Annotated in this window: 15 protein-coding genes and 1 pseudogene; 8 read left to right on the top strand and 8 right to left on the bottom strand. The window is 72.0% G+C overall.

What is annotated here, in order from left to right:
* The first annotated feature begins 195 nt into the window (after window positions 1-195).
* From ACFZBT_RS20720 to ACFZBT_RS20705, 4 genes and pseudogenes are all read left to right on the top strand, one after another.
* Window positions 196-1,170, top strand: a complete 975-nt coding sequence (locus ACFZBT_RS20720) for a polysaccharide lyase family 1 protein (RefSeq protein WP_391105441.1) — start codon at window positions 196-198, stop codon at window positions 1,168-1,170.
* Window positions 1,171-1,219: 49 nt separating this feature from the next.
* Complete coding sequence (locus tag ACFZBT_RS20715) at window positions 1,220-2,008, top strand: pectate lyase (RefSeq protein WP_391105439.1); 789 nt, start codon at window positions 1,220-1,222, stop codon at window positions 2,006-2,008.
* A 170-nt stretch (window positions 2,009-2,178) separates the two neighbouring features.
* Window positions 2,179-2,355: pseudogene (locus ACFZBT_RS20710) on the top strand (DNA alkylation response protein); the annotation flags it as partial.
* Window positions 2,356-2,471: 116 nt separating this feature from the next.
* Window positions 2,472-4,499, top strand: coding sequence for a HEAT repeat domain-containing protein (locus ACFZBT_RS20705; protein ID WP_391105437.1), 2,028 nt, complete (start codon window positions 2,472-2,474; stop codon window positions 4,497-4,499).
* Between the two features lie 142 nt (window positions 4,500-4,641).
* On the opposite strand, the gene ACFZBT_RS20700 is transcribed toward ACFZBT_RS20705, so the two are convergent.
* Entirely contained in the window at window positions 4,642-5,229 is a 588-nt protein-coding gene (locus ACFZBT_RS20700; protein WP_391105435.1) for a hypothetical protein, read from the bottom strand.
* 213 nt (window positions 5,230-5,442) lie between these two features.
* Between ACFZBT_RS20700 and ACFZBT_RS20695 the strand changes: the two genes are divergently transcribed.
* Window positions 5,443-6,600 carry a WD40/YVTN/BNR-like repeat-containing protein gene (locus tag ACFZBT_RS20695; RefSeq protein WP_391105433.1) on the top strand — a complete coding sequence of 386 codons (1,158 nt, stop codon included), beginning with the start codon at window positions 5,443-5,445 and terminating at the stop codon, window positions 6,598-6,600.
* A 229-nt stretch (window positions 6,601-6,829) separates the two neighbouring features.
* Here the strand turns inward: ACFZBT_RS20695 and ACFZBT_RS20690 are convergent, their stop codons facing one another.
* Complete coding sequence (locus ACFZBT_RS20690; protein ID WP_391105431.1) at window positions 6,830-7,507, bottom strand: uracil-DNA glycosylase; 678 nt, start codon at window positions 7,505-7,507, stop codon at window positions 6,830-6,832.
* Between the two features lie 109 nt (window positions 7,508-7,616).
* On the opposite strand from ACFZBT_RS20690, the gene ACFZBT_RS20685 reads away from it, so the two are divergent.
* Window positions 7,617-8,597: a BadF/BadG/BcrA/BcrD ATPase family protein gene (locus tag ACFZBT_RS20685; RefSeq protein WP_391105429.1), complete on the top strand. Its 981-nt coding sequence runs from the start codon at window positions 7,617-7,619 to the stop codon at window positions 8,595-8,597.
* 125 nt (window positions 8,598-8,722) lie between these two features.
* Window positions 8,723-9,646 (top strand): sirohydrochlorin chelatase, encoded by a 924-nt coding sequence (locus ACFZBT_RS20680; RefSeq protein WP_391105427.1) that lies wholly within the window; start codon window positions 8,723-8,725, stop codon window positions 9,644-9,646.
* Window positions 9,647-9,739: 93 nt separating this feature from the next.
* Here the strand turns inward: ACFZBT_RS20680 and ACFZBT_RS20675 are convergent, their stop codons facing one another.
* The 4 genes from ACFZBT_RS20675 to ACFZBT_RS20660 form a co-directional block, all read right to left on the bottom strand.
* Window positions 9,740-10,768: a beta-propeller fold lactonase family protein gene (locus tag ACFZBT_RS20675; RefSeq protein ID WP_391105425.1), complete on the bottom strand. Its 1,029-nt coding sequence runs from the start codon at window positions 10,766-10,768 to the stop codon at window positions 9,740-9,742.
* Between the two features lie 251 nt (window positions 10,769-11,019).
* The gene (locus ACFZBT_RS20670; protein ID WP_391105670.1) at window positions 11,020-12,519 is read right to left on the bottom strand and encodes an FUSC family protein; all 1,500 of its coding nucleotides are present in this window, start codon (window positions 12,517-12,519) and stop codon (window positions 11,020-11,022) included.
* 318 nt (window positions 12,520-12,837) lie between these two features.
* Window positions 12,838-13,245 carry an FCD domain-containing protein gene (locus ACFZBT_RS20665; RefSeq protein ID WP_391105668.1) on the bottom strand — a complete coding sequence of 136 codons (408 nt, stop codon included), beginning with the start codon at window positions 13,243-13,245 and terminating at the stop codon, window positions 12,838-12,840.
* A 5-nt stretch (window positions 13,246-13,250) separates the two neighbouring features.
* Window positions 13,251-13,925, bottom strand: coding sequence for an SDR family NAD(P)-dependent oxidoreductase (locus tag ACFZBT_RS20660; RefSeq protein ID WP_391105423.1), 675 nt, complete (start codon window positions 13,923-13,925; stop codon window positions 13,251-13,253).
* 129 nt (window positions 13,926-14,054) lie between these two features.
* On the opposite strand from ACFZBT_RS20660, the gene ACFZBT_RS20655 reads away from it, so the two are divergent.
* The gene (locus ACFZBT_RS20655; protein WP_391105421.1) at window positions 14,055-14,768 is read left to right on the top strand and encodes a TetR family transcriptional regulator; all 714 of its coding nucleotides are present in this window, start codon (window positions 14,055-14,057) and stop codon (window positions 14,766-14,768) included.
* A gap of 124 nt (window positions 14,769-14,892) precedes the next feature.
* Here ACFZBT_RS20655 and ACFZBT_RS20650 read toward each other — a convergent pair whose 3' ends face one another.
* Together ACFZBT_RS20650 and ACFZBT_RS20645 are read right to left on the bottom strand one after the other, a co-directional pair.
* Complete coding sequence (locus ACFZBT_RS20650; protein ID WP_391105419.1) at window positions 14,893-15,381, bottom strand: hypothetical protein; 489 nt, start codon at window positions 15,379-15,381, stop codon at window positions 14,893-14,895.
* A complete protein-coding gene (locus ACFZBT_RS20645; protein ID WP_391105417.1) occupies window positions 15,335-15,565 on the bottom strand; it encodes a hypothetical protein in 231 nt (76 codons plus the stop codon). The genes ACFZBT_RS20650 and ACFZBT_RS20645 overlap by 47 nt, the downstream gene beginning before the upstream one ends.
* Window positions 15,566-15,699 lie beyond the last annotated feature (134 nt).

Here is a 15,699-nt window from a genome sequence, read left to right as displayed (position 1 = left end):
CCTGACCAGGACCGGCCGAATGTGTTCTGCGCGAGGCGTTGACTAGAAAGCGCTTGCCCCCTACGTTCCGTTCAGCAGTGTGACCGAGACCTCCGGTCAGGTCGCACTCAGCGCGCACGGTGAACAGCATGGCGAACGTCATTCATGTACATGACCTACTGCACCATGACGGCACCACGAAGGGACGCACCCCACATGCGTACTCCCCCACGGACACGCGTACACAGATTCACCCTGGCCGTCGCCGCCGCGTCCGCGCTGGCGACCGTGGCGGTCCTGGCCGTTCCCCAGCCGGCCGGGGCCGCCGAGAGCTCGCCGATCGGGTTCGGCGCGGGGACGACCGGCGGCGGCGCCTCGGCGGTCACCGTCTCCACGCTGAGCGCCTTCAGGTCCGCGGTGACCGGTAACGGGGCCAAGGTCGTCCGGGTCAACGGCCTGATCTCGCTGAGCGGCCAGGTCGACATCGGTTCCAACACGACGGTCCTGGGCGTGGGTTCGGCGTCCGGGTTCACCGGCGGCGGACTGCGGCTGAAGAAGGTCTCGAACGTCGTCGTCCGCAACCTGAACATCAGCAAGCCCGTCGCGCCCGCCGACGGCATCACCGTCGAGGCGTCCACCAAGGTCTGGATCGACCACAACTCCTTCTCGGCCGACCGCGACCACGACAAGGACTTCTACGACGGTCTGCTGGACGTCAACCACGGCGCGGACAACGTGACGGTGTCCTGGAACACCTTCAAGAACCACTTCAAGGGCTCGCTCGTCGGCCACAGCGACAACAACGCGGGCGAGGACACCGGCAAGCTGAAGGTGACGTACCACCACAACCACTTCGCCAACGTGTACTCGCGCATCCCCAGCCTGCGCTTCGGCACCGGGCACTTCTACAACAACTACGTCGAGGGCGCCGACACCGCCTGCCACTCGCGCATGGGCGCCCAGATGCTGGTCGAGAACAACGTCTTCCGCTCGACGAAGGTCGCGGTCACCACGAACCGCAGCAGCGACATCGACGGATACGCCAACCTGCGCGGCAACGATCTCGGTGGAGCCGCGACCGAGGTCTCGCGCGTCGGCGGCTTCACCAGCCCGCCGTACGGCTATACGGCGGAGCCGGCCTCGTCCGTCGTCACCTCGGTGACGTCGGGTGCGGGCGCCGGAAAGCTCTGACACCCCATCTCCCTCCCTCACCCACTCAGACGACAGAAGGAATCGGGACATGACTTCTGCGACACGCCCGCGCGCCCGCAGGCGCGCGCTGACCGGCGCGCTGGCCACCCTCGGCCTTTCGGTTGGCATGATCATGACTACCCACGCACCCACGGCGAGCGCCGCCACCTGGCCCACCCCCAACGGCAGCCAGGGCACTTCCTCCACCATCTCCGTGTCCGGCACCAAGGACTACGGGATGAAGCGGTACTACGGCACCGGAGAGTTGGCCGGTGACGGCCAGGAGGAGGGCCAGGACCCGATCTTCAAGCTCGCGGACGGCGCGGTGCTGAAGAACGTCGTCCTCGGCGCCCCCGCGGCCGACGGCATCCACTGCGAGGGCAGCTGCACCCTGCAGAACGTCTGGTGGGAGGACGTCGGCGAGGACGCCGCCACCTTCCGCGGCGGCAACGGCGCCACGTACCAGGTGATCGGCGGCGGTGCGAAGAAGGCGGCGGACAAGGTCTTCCAGCACAACGGCGGCGGCACCCTGAACATCTCCAACTTCGCGGTACAGGAGTTCAAGACGCTCTACCGCTCCTGCGGCGACTGCTCCACGCAGTACACGCGCAAGGTCAACCTCAGCAACATCGACGTGACCGGCACGGGCTCCACCGCGCGGATCGTCGGCATCAACGTCAACCGCAACGACGCGGCGACGCTGCGGGGCATCACCATCCGCAACGACTCCGGCCGCAAGGTCGTCCCCTGCCAGAAGTACAACAACAACACCGCTGTCGGGTCAGGGCCCGACAGCAAGAACTGCCTGTACTCCACCTCGGACGTCACCTACAGGTAGCACCTCAGGCAGCCCCCCACGGTGAAGGCGGCCGTGCGCAGCGCCCCGGCGGGCGCCGCGCACGGCCGTCCGCGTCATGCGCCCCGCACGCGCGCGCGGACCTCTCCGATCAGCTGCTGCTGGTAGTCGGTGTAGGCCACGCGCAGTTCGGCGCCGGGCCAGTCGGAGGGCAGCAGATGGCCATGACGCTCCGGGCCTCCCTCCTCGTCCGACACGCCCCGCCGGCGGTCGCCGACGCGTTCTGCGCGACCCGGCTCCGGGGCGACCGGGGGCACGCGTTCGGGACGCTGCCGGAGACGGCGGGCCTCGACGCGATCCTGGAGCGCGCGTTGCCGGACCGGGACTGAGCCGTCGTCGGCCAACGGGCGCACAGTTCGCGCACAGTCGTCTCCTGATTCCGCTTCGTTGTCGGTGCGGTGGTGCAGACTCCCCGTCAGTCGGTACTTCGCCCGGGGAGGACAACGTGTTCAGGGGGATCGACGAGGTCGACTGGGCCTCGCTGCGGCACGCGAACGGCAGCGCGGAGGACGTGCCCGGACTGCTGCGGGGACTGGCCTCCGCCGACCCGGCCGAGCGGGAGAGCGCGCTCGACGGGATGTACGGCGCCGTGCACCACGAGGGAGGCCTGTACGACGCGACGCTCGCCTGTGTTCCGTTTCTCCTCGCGCTCGCCGTCCACGAGGAGGTGCGGGACCGGGCGGAGGTCGTGGAACTCCTCGCCGGCATCGGTGACATCGCGGGTGACGGGGGTGTCCCGGCGGAATTGGCGACGAGAGCCCGGGCGGCCCTGCACGCGGGTGCCGAGGTCTTCGTCCGGCTCGCGGGGGACGCGGACACCGGGGTGCGCCGGGCGGCGCCGGGCGCACTCGTGCGGTTCCTCGGCCCGCCGGAGCGTGTGCTCGCCCTGTTGCGCGAGCGGATCACCGTGGAACGGGACGACCGGGTCCTGCTCGCCCTGGCCACGAGTCTGGGCCTGTTCGTGGAGCGGCACCAGGGACGCGCCACCGGGGCAATGGAGCTGCTGGTGGAGTTGAGCGGGCCCCGGTACGGCCCGGGGCTGCGCCTCGCCGCGCTCGGCCAACTGGCGGGGTGCGCGCCGGAACTGCTTCCCGCCGATCTCGTACCGGCCGTCGTCCGGTTGCTCAGGGACAGATCCGGGGAGCACGCCTCCTCCGGCCACCCGAGCGACCGTCCCGGCCCGGACACGCTCGCCGGCCGGCTGCGGCGCCTGCGCCCCTCGGACGAGGAGGGCTCCCAGCTGATGCGCACGCTGCACTCCGCGCTCGGCAGCCGGGTCACGGACCGGGTCGCCCTGCTGTGCGGGCAGTTGACCAGCCCGGATCCCCTCGACCGGTGCAACGCCGTATGGATGTCGGCCGGGCTGTTCCGCGAGTGGCGTACGGGCGGCGCGGAGCCGGTCGCCCTCATCGGTGCCCAACTGGGCGTCGAGGAAGTCCGGTTGCATGACGCGGCGGTCGCCGTCCTGTCGGAGCTGTTCGAGCTGGCCGGGCCGGCCGCGGACCACCTCCACGCGCTGGTGGTCCGCCGTCCCGAGTTTCGCGTTCGGCACGGGGAGCGGGGTGCGCCGACGCTGGGCGGTCCGCTCAAGGCCCTGGCCGGGACGGGGGATCCACGGGCCACGCCGGTACTGTCCGAGGTGCTGGCCGGTCCGGTCGTACCGGACGACCTGGGCTACGCGATACCCCACCTCGGACCGGCGGCGCTCCCGCTCGCTCCCGCTCTGCGGCGCCGGCTCGCCCGCGTCCCGCTCGACGGCCCCGGCACAGCCGCGCGGGCCGCTCCCCTGCTGTCGGCGCTCACGGCCCTGGGCGACGCCGAGTCCCTGCCGGCGGTGTTACGCCTCCTGCGCGGCATGCCGGACGGACGGCGGTCACGCGACGGCGTCACGAGGGCGGCGGTCCGTGCTCTCGGCGCGTTCGGCGGTGCCGCGTACGAGGCGATACCGGAGCTGCGCGGACTTCTGGCGACGGACCACGCCGTCGCGGCGGCGGAAGCGCTGTGGTCGGTCACGGGCGAACCGGATGCCGTGGTGCCCGTGCTGCTCCGGGAGCTGACGGACACCGGCGGCGACCCGCGTCGCCGCGCGGCGGCCGCGGACGCGCTCGCGCGACTGGGACCGGCGGCCCGCCCGGCCCTGCCCGGGCTGCGGCGGACGGCCGGCTCCGGCGCGGTAGGGCACCGGGCCACGGCCGCGTGCGCGGTGTGGCGGATCGCCGGGGAGCCGGAACAGTTCCTTTCCCTCCTCCGCTCCGCGTGGGCGCAGGACCCGCGCACCCGCACGACGGTCGCCGGGTGCGCGGCGGCCCTGGGGCCCTCGGGAGCGCCCCTGCACGACCTGCTCCGGGCCGAGCTGGCGTCCCCACGGCGGCACCGGGCCGACGTCCGGGGCTACGGCGTCCACGACATCCGCGAGGACGAGGGGTTGCTGCGGGTGTGCCGGGGGGTGCTGGCCGGGGCAGGGCACGGGTAGGCGGTAGGCGCGGTCGGTCGGCGACCCGGTGGCCGGCACGGTCTGGGCCGGCCACCGCGCGCGGCTGCCCACCGTGGCCTCACCGGGCGGGGATCCCGGCCGGCCGCGACGTTCCACTGCGCGTGGCCGTCGCCCCTGGGGCTCACCCGGTGGTACGTCCCCACATCGGCCCGAAGCGTGACCACTCGGCGTCCCACTGGTCCATGCGGCGTCGTTCCAGCCGGCGGCGCAGGGCACGGCCGCCGACGAGCGGCAGGAGCGCGGCGCCGATGCCCGCCACGCCGCCGGTCAGGAAGGCCCGTACGTGGGCCTGGGACTCGGTGACGGGGCGGGTCACCTGGCGGCCCTCGGGGTCCGTCCACACCGTGACCGGTGTCCCGGCGGCGCTGCCCGCCGGGACCCGGAGCTGTCCGGTGTGCGCGGAGCCGTCCACAGCGGTCCACGTCGCCTTCGCCCACACCTGCTCGGTTCGGGACCCGACGCCGCTCTCGGCGGCGGCCCTTCCAGGGGCCCGCTCGTCCAGCCGGGCCACGAGGGGCCGCCACTCGACGCGCTCCCTGGCCAGCCCGTCCTCGACGGACCGGCTCACCGTCGTGCCGGCCAGCATCCCGACGAACGCGGTGAGCGTCCACACGCCCAGCACGACCCAGGCCTCCACCCTGTCGGCGCGGCGCTTGAGCGGATTGCGCCGCCAGCGCCACAGCCACACCTTCGGACCTCGTAACGCCATCGAAGGCATCCTCCTCATGAGCGCATGACCATCCCGCCGCCCTCTGCATACGGAAGACGGCCCCTGGATGCTCACTGCACCTACTCCGACGTGACGGCCCCCACGCCGCCCGGCCCGTGCGGGAGGCCCCGAGGCACACGCTCCGCCGAGCCCCGCGACGGCCCTCGACACCCGCCTGACCTGCATCGGAGCCAGATCCAGAGGTGACTGTCAGTGGCGGGGTGCAGACTGGCCGGTGTCAGAGACGAGGGCGTCAACGACGACGCCGCGGAGGTGATCGGCATGGCCGAGGTACTGCTGGCCGTGGGCACGCGCAAAGGCCTGTTCATCGGGCGCCGGCGGAGTGGTGGCGCCTGGAAGTTCGACGAGAGTCCCTACTTCAACGCGCAGGCCGTGTACTCGGTCGCCGTCGACACCCGGGGCGCGACACCTCGGCTGCTGGCCGGCGGCGACAGCGCGCACTGGGGCCCGTCCGTGTTCCACTCCGACGACCTCGGCCGTACCTGGACCGAACCGGCGCGTCCCGCCGTCAAGTTCCCCAAGGACACGGGGGCGTCCCTGGAGCGGGTGTGGCAGCTGCACCCGGCGGCCGCCGAGCCGGACGTGGTGTACGCGGGTACGGAACCGGCCGCGCTGTACCGCTCGGAGGACCGCGGGGAGACGTTCGAACTGGTCCGGCCCTTGTGGGAGCACCCCACGCGGTCGAAGTGGGTGCCGGGCGGCGGTGGTGAGGGCCTGCACACCGTGCTCACCGACGCGCGCGACCCGAAGGCCGTGACGGTCGCCGTCTCGACCGCCGGCGTGTTCCGCACGCTCGACGGCGGCGCCAGCTGGGAGCCTTCCAACTCGGGTGTCTCGGCGGTGTTCCTGCCCGACCCGAACCCGGAGTTCGGCCAGTGCGTGCACAAGGTCGCCCGGGACGCGGTGCGCCCGGACCGCCTGTACCTGCAGAACCACTGGGGTGTGTACCGCAGCGACGACGCGGGCGCGCACTGGACGGACATCGGCGAGGGGCTGCCGTCCACGTTCGGCTTCGCGGCGGTCGCGCACCCGCACCGAGGTGACACGGCGTATGTGTTCCCGATCAACGCCGACGCCGACCGGGTCCCGGCCGACCACCGGTGCCGCGTCTACCGGACGGCGGACGCGGGCGAGAGCTGGGAGCCGCTTTCGGCGGGGCTGCCCCAGGAGGACCACTACGGCACGGTGCTGCGCGACGCGATGTGCACGGACGACGGCGATCCGGCGGGCGTCTACTTCGGCAACCGCAACGGCGAGGTGTTCGCGTCCGCGGACGACGGCGACAGCTGGCAGCAGATCGCCTCACATCTGCCGGACGTGCTGTGCGTGCGGGCCGCGATCGCCGGATGAGCCGACGCCGACCGGCGTGCCGGACGGCACTCCGTCCCGGCTCGTGACCGGCGAGCAGCTCATCCTGTTCGGGCCGGCGCGACGGCTCAGACGCGCGATGCCGTGGCCCGGACGGCTGGCGGATCGTCCGCGAGCACAACTCGAGCAAGGTGCTGCCCGCCGGGTCCCTCGACGAGGCGTTCAGCGGGGACCTCCCCGCCGTTTCGCGAGAGGCGTGAACCACCCCGGCCTACGGCAGGCGCCACTCCACCGGTGCGCTCCCCTGCCGCGCCAGCAGATCGTTGGCCCTGCTGAACGGGCGCGAACCGAAGAAACCCCGGTCCGCCGACATCGGCGAGGGATGAGCGGACTCGATCGCAGGAAGGTCTCGCAGGAGTGGCCGCAGGTTGCGGGCGTCGCGGCCCCACAGGATCGACACCAGCGGCTTGCCGCGACCCGCCAGGGCCCGGATCGCCTGCTCGGTGACCTCTTCCCAGCCCTTGCCCCGATGGGCGCCGGGCTTGCGCGGGGCGGTGGTGAGCGCCCTGTTGAGAAGCAGCACCCCTTGCTGCGACCACGGCGTCAGATCGCCGTTGGACGGCCGGGGCAGCCCCAGGTCCGTATGCATTTCCCGGAAGATGTTCTCCAGGCTGCCCGGCAGTGAACGCACCTCGGGCGCCACCGCGAAACTCAGCCCGATGGCCATCCCCGGCGTGGGATAAGGGTCCTGGCCGACGATGAGGACGCGGACGTCGTCGAAGGGCTGCTGGAAGGCCCGCAGTACATTCGCCCCGGCCGGGAGGTAGGTCCGGCCGGCCGCTATCTCGGCCCGCAGGAAGTCCCCCATCGCGGCGATACGTTCGGACACAGGCTCCAGGGCCTTCGCCCAGCCTGCTTCGACAAGTTCATGCAAGGGTCGTGGTGCCACAGCGCGTCACCCTACTGGCACACAACCGGTCCCCGCTCAAGCACGCGTTCCCTCACGTCCGGACGCCGCCCACGGGGCTACTCTGCCCTACGGGAAGGAGGGGATCCCGTTGCATCCAGTGGTATCCGGGTTTCTCGCCGTGGACTCCGGCGGGTCCGGGCTGCGGGCGGTGGTGGGAACCGCCGAGCGCGGGCCGCTGGCCCGGCGGGAGTCGGCGGAGCCGGTCCGCACGGGCGGCCGGGGCATCGATCCCGGACACTTCATGGCGCGGCTCATGCCCTTGGTGCGTGCGTTGACCGCGGAGGCCGGGCCGGTGCGGTTGACCGCCGTCGCCGTCGGCGCCGCCGGGCTCGCCTCCCTCGGAGACGCGCTGCGCGCCGAACTGCCGGGTGCCCTGGCCCGGGAGCTGGGCGTACGAAGGATCGCGCTGGCCGCCGACGCCGTGACCGCGTACGTGGGCGCCCTCGGGTCACGTCCCGGTGCCGTGATCGCCGGCGGTACGGGGCTCATCGCGATCGGCACCGACCTGACCGGCTGGCGTCGTGCGGACGGTTGGGGGCATCTGCTCGGCGACTGCGGGGGCGGTGCCTGGATCGGGCGGGCCGGACTCGAGGCCGCGCTGCGCGCCCATGACGGGCGCGAGGGCGGCTCGGCCCGGTTGCTGGCGAGCGCCGAGGAGGTGTTCGGACCCATGGCCGGGCTGCCCGGACGGTTGTATCCGCGGCCGGACCGGCCCGCCGTCCTCGCGTCCTTCGCGCCCCACGTCGCCGCCTGCGCCGCCGAGGACCCCGTCGCGGCGGACATCCTGCGCGGTGCCGCGCGGCACATGGCCGACTCCGCGGCAGCCGTGTGCCCCTCCGGCGGCGAGCCCCGTGTCGCCGTCACCGGCGGCCTGTTCAAGCTGGGCGACCCGCTCCTCGGGCCCCTGGACGAGGAACTGACGGAGCGGCTCCCGCACGCGCGGCGGGTGCGGGCCGGGGGCGACCCGTTGCACGGCTCCGTGCGTCTGGCGACCGAGCTGAGCACCGGTCCCCTCACGCTGCCGGGTGACGAGGCGATGCTGTCCGTGACAACCCGTTCGGGTGAATAGTCCGACCCGCATGATCCGTACGTAACTCAATCCGTACGTAACTCATCAGACAAAACCGGACGTATACCGCTCACCTGCACCCTCCCCGAACAGGAGAGCCCAGGAAACAAGTAACATGCGGCGCCATGAGTTCCCCCACTGGACCCGAGTCCGGCCTGCCAGTACGAATGCCGCGACCCCGCCAGCCGGGACGGCACCGCCGTCCCGAGCCGCTGGTGGCTCCCGAGGGCGCGCCCGCGCTCGTCCTCGCCGTGCCGGGCACGCCCAGTAGCGCCACGCGCGGCCTCGCCGAGGAGGTCGTGAGCATCGCCCGCTCCGAGCTGCCCGGCCTCGACGCCCGTATCGGGTACCTCGACGGGGACAACGCGGAGTTCTTCACGCTCCAGGCCGTGCTCGCGCACGCCGCAGAGGAGCGCACCGCCCGTTTCGAGCAGGCCCGTGCCGCCGGCATGGACGTCAGGGAGCCCGACGGGCCCGTCGCCGTCGTGGTGCCGCTGCTCGCCGGCCCGGACAGCGCGCTGCTGCGCCGGGTCCGTCAGGCCGTCATGGAAAGCCACATCGCGGCGGAGCTGACCGACGTCCTCGGCCCGCACCCGCTGCTCGCCGAGGCGCTGCACGTCCGGCTCTCCGAGGCCGGTCTGGCCCGCGCGGACCGTGCCCGGCTGTTCACCGTGGCGACCGCCGCCGACGGCATCATCCTGGCCTCCGTGGGCGGTGACGAGGCCGTGCAGGCGGCGGGGATCACCGGCATGCTGCTGGCCGCGCGCCTGGCGGTGCCGGTGATGGCCGCGGCGCTGGACCAGGAGGGCTCCATCGCGTCCGTCGCCGAGCAGCTCCGCACCTCCGGCTCGCAGCAGCTGGCCCTCGCGCCGTATCTGATCGGCCCGGAGATCGAGCCGGGGCTGGTCGAGGAGGCGGCCAAGGAGGCGGGGTGCTCCGCGGCGGAGTCGCTCGGGCCGTACCCCGCGATCGGGAAGCTGGCACTGGCGAAGTACACGACGGCGTTGGGAATCACGCCGCAGCAGGTGCAGCAGACGCCGGTTCGCTGACGCGACCCGGGGAATGCCGGACGGGTGCGGGTGCGCTGCGGCTTGCCGCGCAGTTCCCCGCGCCCCTTGTGGGGCAAGCCCCCGCACCCCCCATCAGCCGATGATCACGCACGACGCCGCCGTCACCCTCACCGAGCCCCCTCGTCGCGGAATGCCCGTGCGCGGGTCGGTGGCGAACCAGGTCACGTCGCCCGAGCGTTCGTTGGCCACGTACAGGAAGCCGCCGGACGCGGTCAGGGCGCGTGGCCAGTGGCCGCCGCAGGGCACCGTGGTGACCAGGCGCAGGTCCGCCCCTTCCACCGCGAGCACGGACAGGACGTCCTCACCTCGGGTGGCGGTCCATACGAAGCGGCCGTCGGGTGAGGTGACGATCCCCGAGGGGTAGGCGTCACGTGCCGGTGCGCCCGGCAGGACCGGGGTCTCGGTCAGCGGGGACAGCACGCCGTCCGCCGCGTCCCAGCGGCAGACGGTGACGGAGGGGCTGAGTTCGTTGACGACGTAGGCGTACGAGCCGTCGGGGTGGAAGGCCAGGTGGCGCGGTCCCGAGCCGGGCCGCAGGGCGGCCTCCCGGTGCACGGCCGGGGTGCCGTCGGTCAGTGTGCACACCCGTACCGAGTCGGTGCCGAGGTCGACGCTGACGGCCCAGCGCCCGCTCGGGTCGGGCTGCACCTGGTGGGCGTGCGGCCCGTGCTGGCGCGGGGTGTGCGGGCCCCCTCCGGTGTGCCGGAGCACACCGGAGGCGGACCGTGCGAGGGTGCCGTCGGGGCGGACGGGGACGGCCGTGACACTGCCCGATCCGTAGTTGGCGGTCAGGACGTGCCCGGCGTACAGACTGAGGTGGGTCGGCCCGCAGGCGTCGAGCGGCACGGGCCGTCCGGCCGGCTCGGGCTTGTCCCCGGTCACGCGGAAAGCGGCCACCGTGCCCGCGGCCGTCTCACTGACCGCGTACAGCGTGTCCCCGCCGGGCGAAAGGGCGAGGTAGGCCGGGTCGGGGACGGCGTTCACAGTGCTCAGGATGGTCAGCGCGCCGCTGCCGGCATCGATCTCCGCCGTCACGATCCCGGGGCCGCCCGCGGCCGTGAACGACCCGATGAACGCCCGTCGCCTGCTGCCGTCCGCCATCGCTGCGCCCTTTCGCCCCTGAGCCGTCCGGAATGACCGCGCAGTCGATCATGCGCGGTCTAGACCAAAGGGTCAAGAGGGTGTGGCGGCTCGCCGCTCAGGCTCCGGCCAGCGGTCAGGTGGTCAGGGGACCCGGCCGCGGACCTCCCGGGCGCAGTCGTCGAGGGAGCGAGCAGGTGCCGGGCCCGCCGCTTGCGGCCGAGCAGCGGGTCCAGCGGGTGCGCCAGCGGGGCGGACACCCTTCCTCACGTTCAGGAACGCACAAGTGAAGAGCGCGGAGACGACCCAAGCGGCATCGCCAGCTCCGACAGAGCCTTCTCCAAGCCGCGCAGATGAACCAGGGACGACTCCGTCTCGTCATGCTGGGGCATGTCGCCGTCGGCGGACGCCGCTCCCCTCCGCCCCAGATCGCTGACAGTGAGTGCTTCCACCGCCACCTCGACGCGCCGGCAGGCAGCGGCCAGACGGGCATCGTGCGACGCGACAGGGTCGGCGGCAACGGACACCAGACTGCGCACCTCGCGGGCGCAGTCGTCGAGCAGCTCAATGACCTGACGGGCACGGGCTTTCCGAGCACGGAAGGGAGTCAAAGGGTGCATCAACGGGGCGAGGGCCACCCGTACCCGGCCGAGCAGCAGTTCCAGTTCGGCGGCGTGCGGAGCGGGGTCGCGATTCGGATCTCCAGCGAGGCGAGCGGCGGCTTCGGCCGTGGCCGCGTGGACGCAGAGCAGTGCCCGCTGGATCCAGGCATCGTTCGTGGCGTGCGTGGTGACCGGCAGGACCAGGGCCACGGCCAGCGCGGCACACAGCGCGCCCACACCGGTCTCCGCGAGACGGAGCTCGAGCAGGCTGCGGTCCAGCACGCCCAACAGGCCGTAGAGCAAGCTGACCATGACCGTCACCGCCAGCATCATCCAGGAATACGAGACGGCGGCGGTGTAGAAGATGCCGAAGACGCAGACGGCGACCAGGGCGGCCGTCGGCGCGGGCGCACCATGCAGCGGGATGGCGACCAGCAGGCCGATGGCGATGCCGATCACCGTTCCGAGGACCCGGCGGAAACCACGGACCAGGGTTTCGCCGCGAGAAGCCGTGTTGACGAAGATCCACCAGACAGTACCGACGGCCCAGTACCAGCGCTCCTCGGAGAGCAGTTGCCCGACCAGCAGCGCGAGGGCCGAGGCGGCAGTGGCCTGGAAGGCCTGCCGGGTGGTGTGCCGCGCCAACCCGCTGCCGGGCAGGGCCGGCGGGGCTGCCGCGGGTGGGGTGTGACGCTCGATGGGCCAGAGCACGAAGCGTGTGACGCCGGCCGTGAGGAGGGCCAGGCCCACAACGGTGTACAGCTCGGGCAGCTGAGCGGGAACCGCGTGCAGGAACTGCGTGATGAAGAAGTTCATGAACGCGAAGATCCCGAGCGCGTGGCCCCGCGGGCCCCAGCGGCGGGCATAGACCCCACCGAAGACGACGGCCAGGAACGCGGCGTCCCGGGCCGGGGTGATGCCGTGCAGTGCGGTGGCAAGCGCCAGCACGGGGAACCCCGCGATGGGCAGCAGGGCGGTGGTGATCCGCTGGTCACGGACGGTCGCATCGGTGACCGTGAAGAGGGCGAGCAGGGCCGCGAGCCCTCCGGTGATCGACGCGGTGAGCGACAGCCCGCAGAGTTCGGAAACGGCGACGGCCGCGGCGACACCGACGACAGCGCGGGTCGCGTTCCGCAGCCTCGAGCGCCCCGGGTCCGGGGCCACGAACATCCTCTTCACGGCGGTGCGCCGCCCCCCTTGCGGTGGTCGCGTCCTGCCTACGGTCACCGGGTGTCGGACGACAAGCAGGCACGACTGAGGCGCCGCGGGTCCGGACACGGCCTCGTCGCCGTCCGGCGCTACGCGGCGCCGCACATACATGGATAGGGCAAAGACAACCACCTCCAGGCCCACTGGCTCAACTGTCACGCCAAAGACGGTGCCATTGGTGCAGTAGATCAACCTCGATGTCGACCGATGGATGGCCAATGGATCAGAACTGACCCAGGCAACAGGCCGGCCTGTCCGGCGGCCCTGGGCGACTTCGGCTCAGGAGGGGCCGAGGAGGTTGGTGCGGACGTCGAGGAGGTGGGCGCGCATGTGCTGTCGGGCGGCACCGGGGTCTCGGTCGTTGAGTGCTTCGACGATCTGCCGGTGGGCGTGTTCGTAGCCCGCTCGGCGTTCGGGACCGGCTGAGCGGCGTTTGATGTTGCCCCAGACCGGCAGGCCGCGGGCGGCGTTCATGGTGTCGAACATCCGGAGCAGCAGGCCGTTGTGAGCGGCTTGGGCGATGGCGCGGCGCAGTACGGAGTCACACGCACCTCGGGCGGGTTCGGGGGAAAGGTGCGCGACCTGCTCGGGGGCGGCCCGGAGGGAATGCTTTCGCCCCCCCGGGCCAGGTGTTGATGACGAAGTGCGCGGCGTAGATACCGGGAGGCCAGGAGGACGGGTGCTGATGGGCTTCAGAGACTGAAGACGAGTTCGGCCTGGTCGCGCTTGGTGGTGTGCAGGTCCCAGTAGACCGGGGAGATCTCCTCGGGCTGGGCGGTCGGGAATCCGGGGATCGCCGGCGTGCCGATCGACACGTTGATGGCGACGTGCGCCGCCTGGACACCGGTGCCGTCCAGCTCCTTGTGCAGGTTGATCACCCAGTTGCGCAGCGCCGCGGCGGCGGCGTTGACGTTGGCGACCTGCGGCACGGGGTCGACGGAGCCGGCGCCGGTGGTGAACAGCAGGGTGCCCGCACCGGCCTCCCGCATGGCGGGCAGCACCGCACGGGTGGCGTCGATCGCTCCGTAGAGCTGGAACTCCATCTCGTGCTGCACGTCGGCCGGCTCGGTGGCGCCCGGGGTGGTCATGACGGTCTGGAGGCCGCCGACCGGGGAGTACTCCAGGACGTCGATGCCGCCGAAGTGCGTAGCCGCATCCTTGAGTGCCTGGGTGAGGGCGGGGCGGTCGAGGACGTCGGCGGGGAAGGCGGCGGCGGTGATGCCCTCGGCGGCCAGCTCGCCGGCAAGGACTTCGAGCTTGGCCCGGTTGCGGGCGATCAGTGCGACGTCGTAGCCGTGAGTGCCGTAGGTGCGGGCGACGGCGAGACCGAGCTGAGGGCCGGCACCGACGATGGCGATGGTGGGCATGAGAGAACCTTTCACTGAAGGGGTCGACGGAAAGGGCTATTCGTTTCATTTCCGGAAAGCCCTATCCGGTTCGCCGCCCACCGTAACACGAGAATCGGATAAGTCATTCCGGTTTGCTAGTCTGGCGTCATGAGCCCCCGAGACCCGCACACCGAAGCCAGCGCCGACGCGACTGTTTCCGCAGGTCAGTCCAAGCGCAGCGACGCGGAGCGCAACCGGGGGCGGATCATCGCCGCCGCGCGCACGGTCTTCGGGCGCGACGGGCTGAACGCGTCGATGGCCTCAGTCGCACGGGAGACCGGGGTCGGGATCGCCACCCTCTTCCGCCACTTCCCCCGCAAGGAGGACCTGCTCGCCGCGGTCTTCGCCGACCGCATGAAGGCGTACGCCCAGGCCACCGACGCAGCCCTGGCCGATCCGGACCCGTGGCACGGCTTCACCGGCTACATCGAGACCGTCTGCGCGATGCAGGCCGCCGACCGCGGCTTCGCCGACATCCTGACCATGAACTTCCCGGGCGTTCCGGAGCTGGAGAGATACCACGCTCAGGCGTACGAGGGCTTCCTCGAACTCATCGGCCGCGCCAAGAACAGCGGGCGGTTGCGCGAGGACTTCACCAGCCGCGATCTCGTGCTGCTGCTGATGGCCAACGCCGGAGTCCTCAGCGCCACTGCCGATGCCGCCCCGGACGCCTGGCGCCGCCTGGTCGCCTGGATGATCCAGTCCTTCCAGGCCCCGGCCCGCGGCCCGCTGCCGGACCCGCCGGAGGACGCTGCGCTGTACGAGGCCATGCGCCGCGCCAGCCAGAGCGCCACCGCCCCCGAGACTGGAAAGCGACGCTGAACCAGCGACCGGTGGGACAGAGCGACCGCGATGAGGCCGTACATCGGAGCGGTCTTGTCGGTGGTCGGATCCGCTTGGCAACCTCACAGAACATCAACCATTCCGCACGTTCGCATAACCGGGTTCACCAGTACCGCTCCCACGGATCCCCGAAGACCGCATAGCCGTCCACTCCCACGAACTTCGCGCCGACAGCCACATCTCTGGGTGCCGGACCGGGTGCACGGGTGATCCGAACGCGGCGACCGCGCTGAACATGCCGGGGGCCGGGCAGCCGTTCCCAGGGCGCCGAAGCCCCCTGCGATTCGCCGGCCACCGCTCTGCGCGTCCCGGCACCGTACTCCCGTTCCACCAGGGGCACGACCTCGCGCAGGAAGTCTGTGCGCACCCTGGGCGAGCCTTGCCTGCCGTGGTTCCCCCAGTCGGTCCAGAAGCCGAACAGCGGCATGCCGGGCATGACGACCAGGACGTCGCGCAGTTCGGCGAGTTCCTGCACTCGGAACTTCGCCGTCCAGGTGGTGTGGTCGCCGTCGCCGCCCGCCAGCAGGTAGAGGGTGGGCCGGCGTTCACCTGGTCCGCGCCGGTCCCAGCCACGAGGGGTGCAGGGCCACACGGCTGGAACCGCCCAGAGCCGGGGAGTCGATGGTCACCTCGATCAGCCGCTCGGCCAAGCGTCGCTCCGCGAGGATCCGGCCCGTGGCCTTGGCAGGTGCTGTCCCCTGGAGAGATGCCCCGCCGGCGGTCAGCAGGGCCGCGCAGGTGAGCACCGTGCGGCGTCGTGCACGCGAGGCTGGCATACCCCCGTCTTTCGGCCGACGTCTCCCGGGCCTTGAGGTTGCCGCGCGGACGTACCACCAGCGGCACACGAGAAACGGACGGCCCTCCAGGCCCAATCGTCGAACAGGGTGCGCTCTAGACTGAGCCATTGGTA

This window comes from Streptomyces sp. NPDC008137, from assembly GCF_042957035.1.
Lineage (GTDB): Bacteria > Actinomycetota > Actinomycetes > Streptomycetales > Streptomycetaceae > Streptomyces.
This window is presented reverse-complemented; position numbering and strand designations above follow the sequence as displayed.

What these genes read in the sequence shown, in the direction of transcription:
- ACFZBT_RS20680 (WP_391105427.1), top strand. Translation starts at nt 8,723, where the DNA reads ATGAGTTCCCCCACTGGACCCGAGTCCGGCCTGCCAGTACGAATGCCG.
- ACFZBT_RS20660 (WP_391105423.1), bottom strand. Translation starts at nt 13,925, where the DNA reads ATGCCCACCATCGCCATCGTCGGTGCCGGCCCTCAGCTCGGTCTCGCC.
- ACFZBT_RS20645 (WP_391105417.1), bottom strand. Translation starts at nt 15,565, where the DNA reads ATGCCAGCCTCGCGTGCACGACGCCGCACGGTGCTCACCTGCGCGGCC.
- ACFZBT_RS20720 (WP_391105441.1), top strand. Translation starts at nt 196, where the DNA reads ATGCGTACTCCCCCACGGACACGCGTACACAGATTCACCCTGGCCGTC.
- ACFZBT_RS20700 (WP_391105435.1), bottom strand. Translation starts at nt 5,229, where the DNA reads ATGGCGTTACGAGGTCCGAAGGTGTGGCTGTGGCGCTGGCGGCGCAAT.
- ACFZBT_RS20655 (WP_391105421.1), top strand. Translation starts at nt 14,055, where the DNA reads ATGAGCCCCCGAGACCCGCACACCGAAGCCAGCGCCGACGCGACTGTT.
- ACFZBT_RS20715 (WP_391105439.1), top strand. Translation starts at nt 1,220, where the DNA reads ATGACTTCTGCGACACGCCCGCGCGCCCGCAGGCGCGCGCTGACCGGC.
- ACFZBT_RS20675 (WP_391105425.1), bottom strand. Translation starts at nt 10,768, where the DNA reads ATGGCGGACGGCAGCAGGCGACGGGCGTTCATCGGGTCGTTCACGGCC.
- ACFZBT_RS20670 (WP_391105670.1), bottom strand. Translation starts at nt 12,519, where the DNA reads ATGTTCGTGGCCCCGGACCCGGGGCGCTCGAGGCTGCGGAACGCGACC.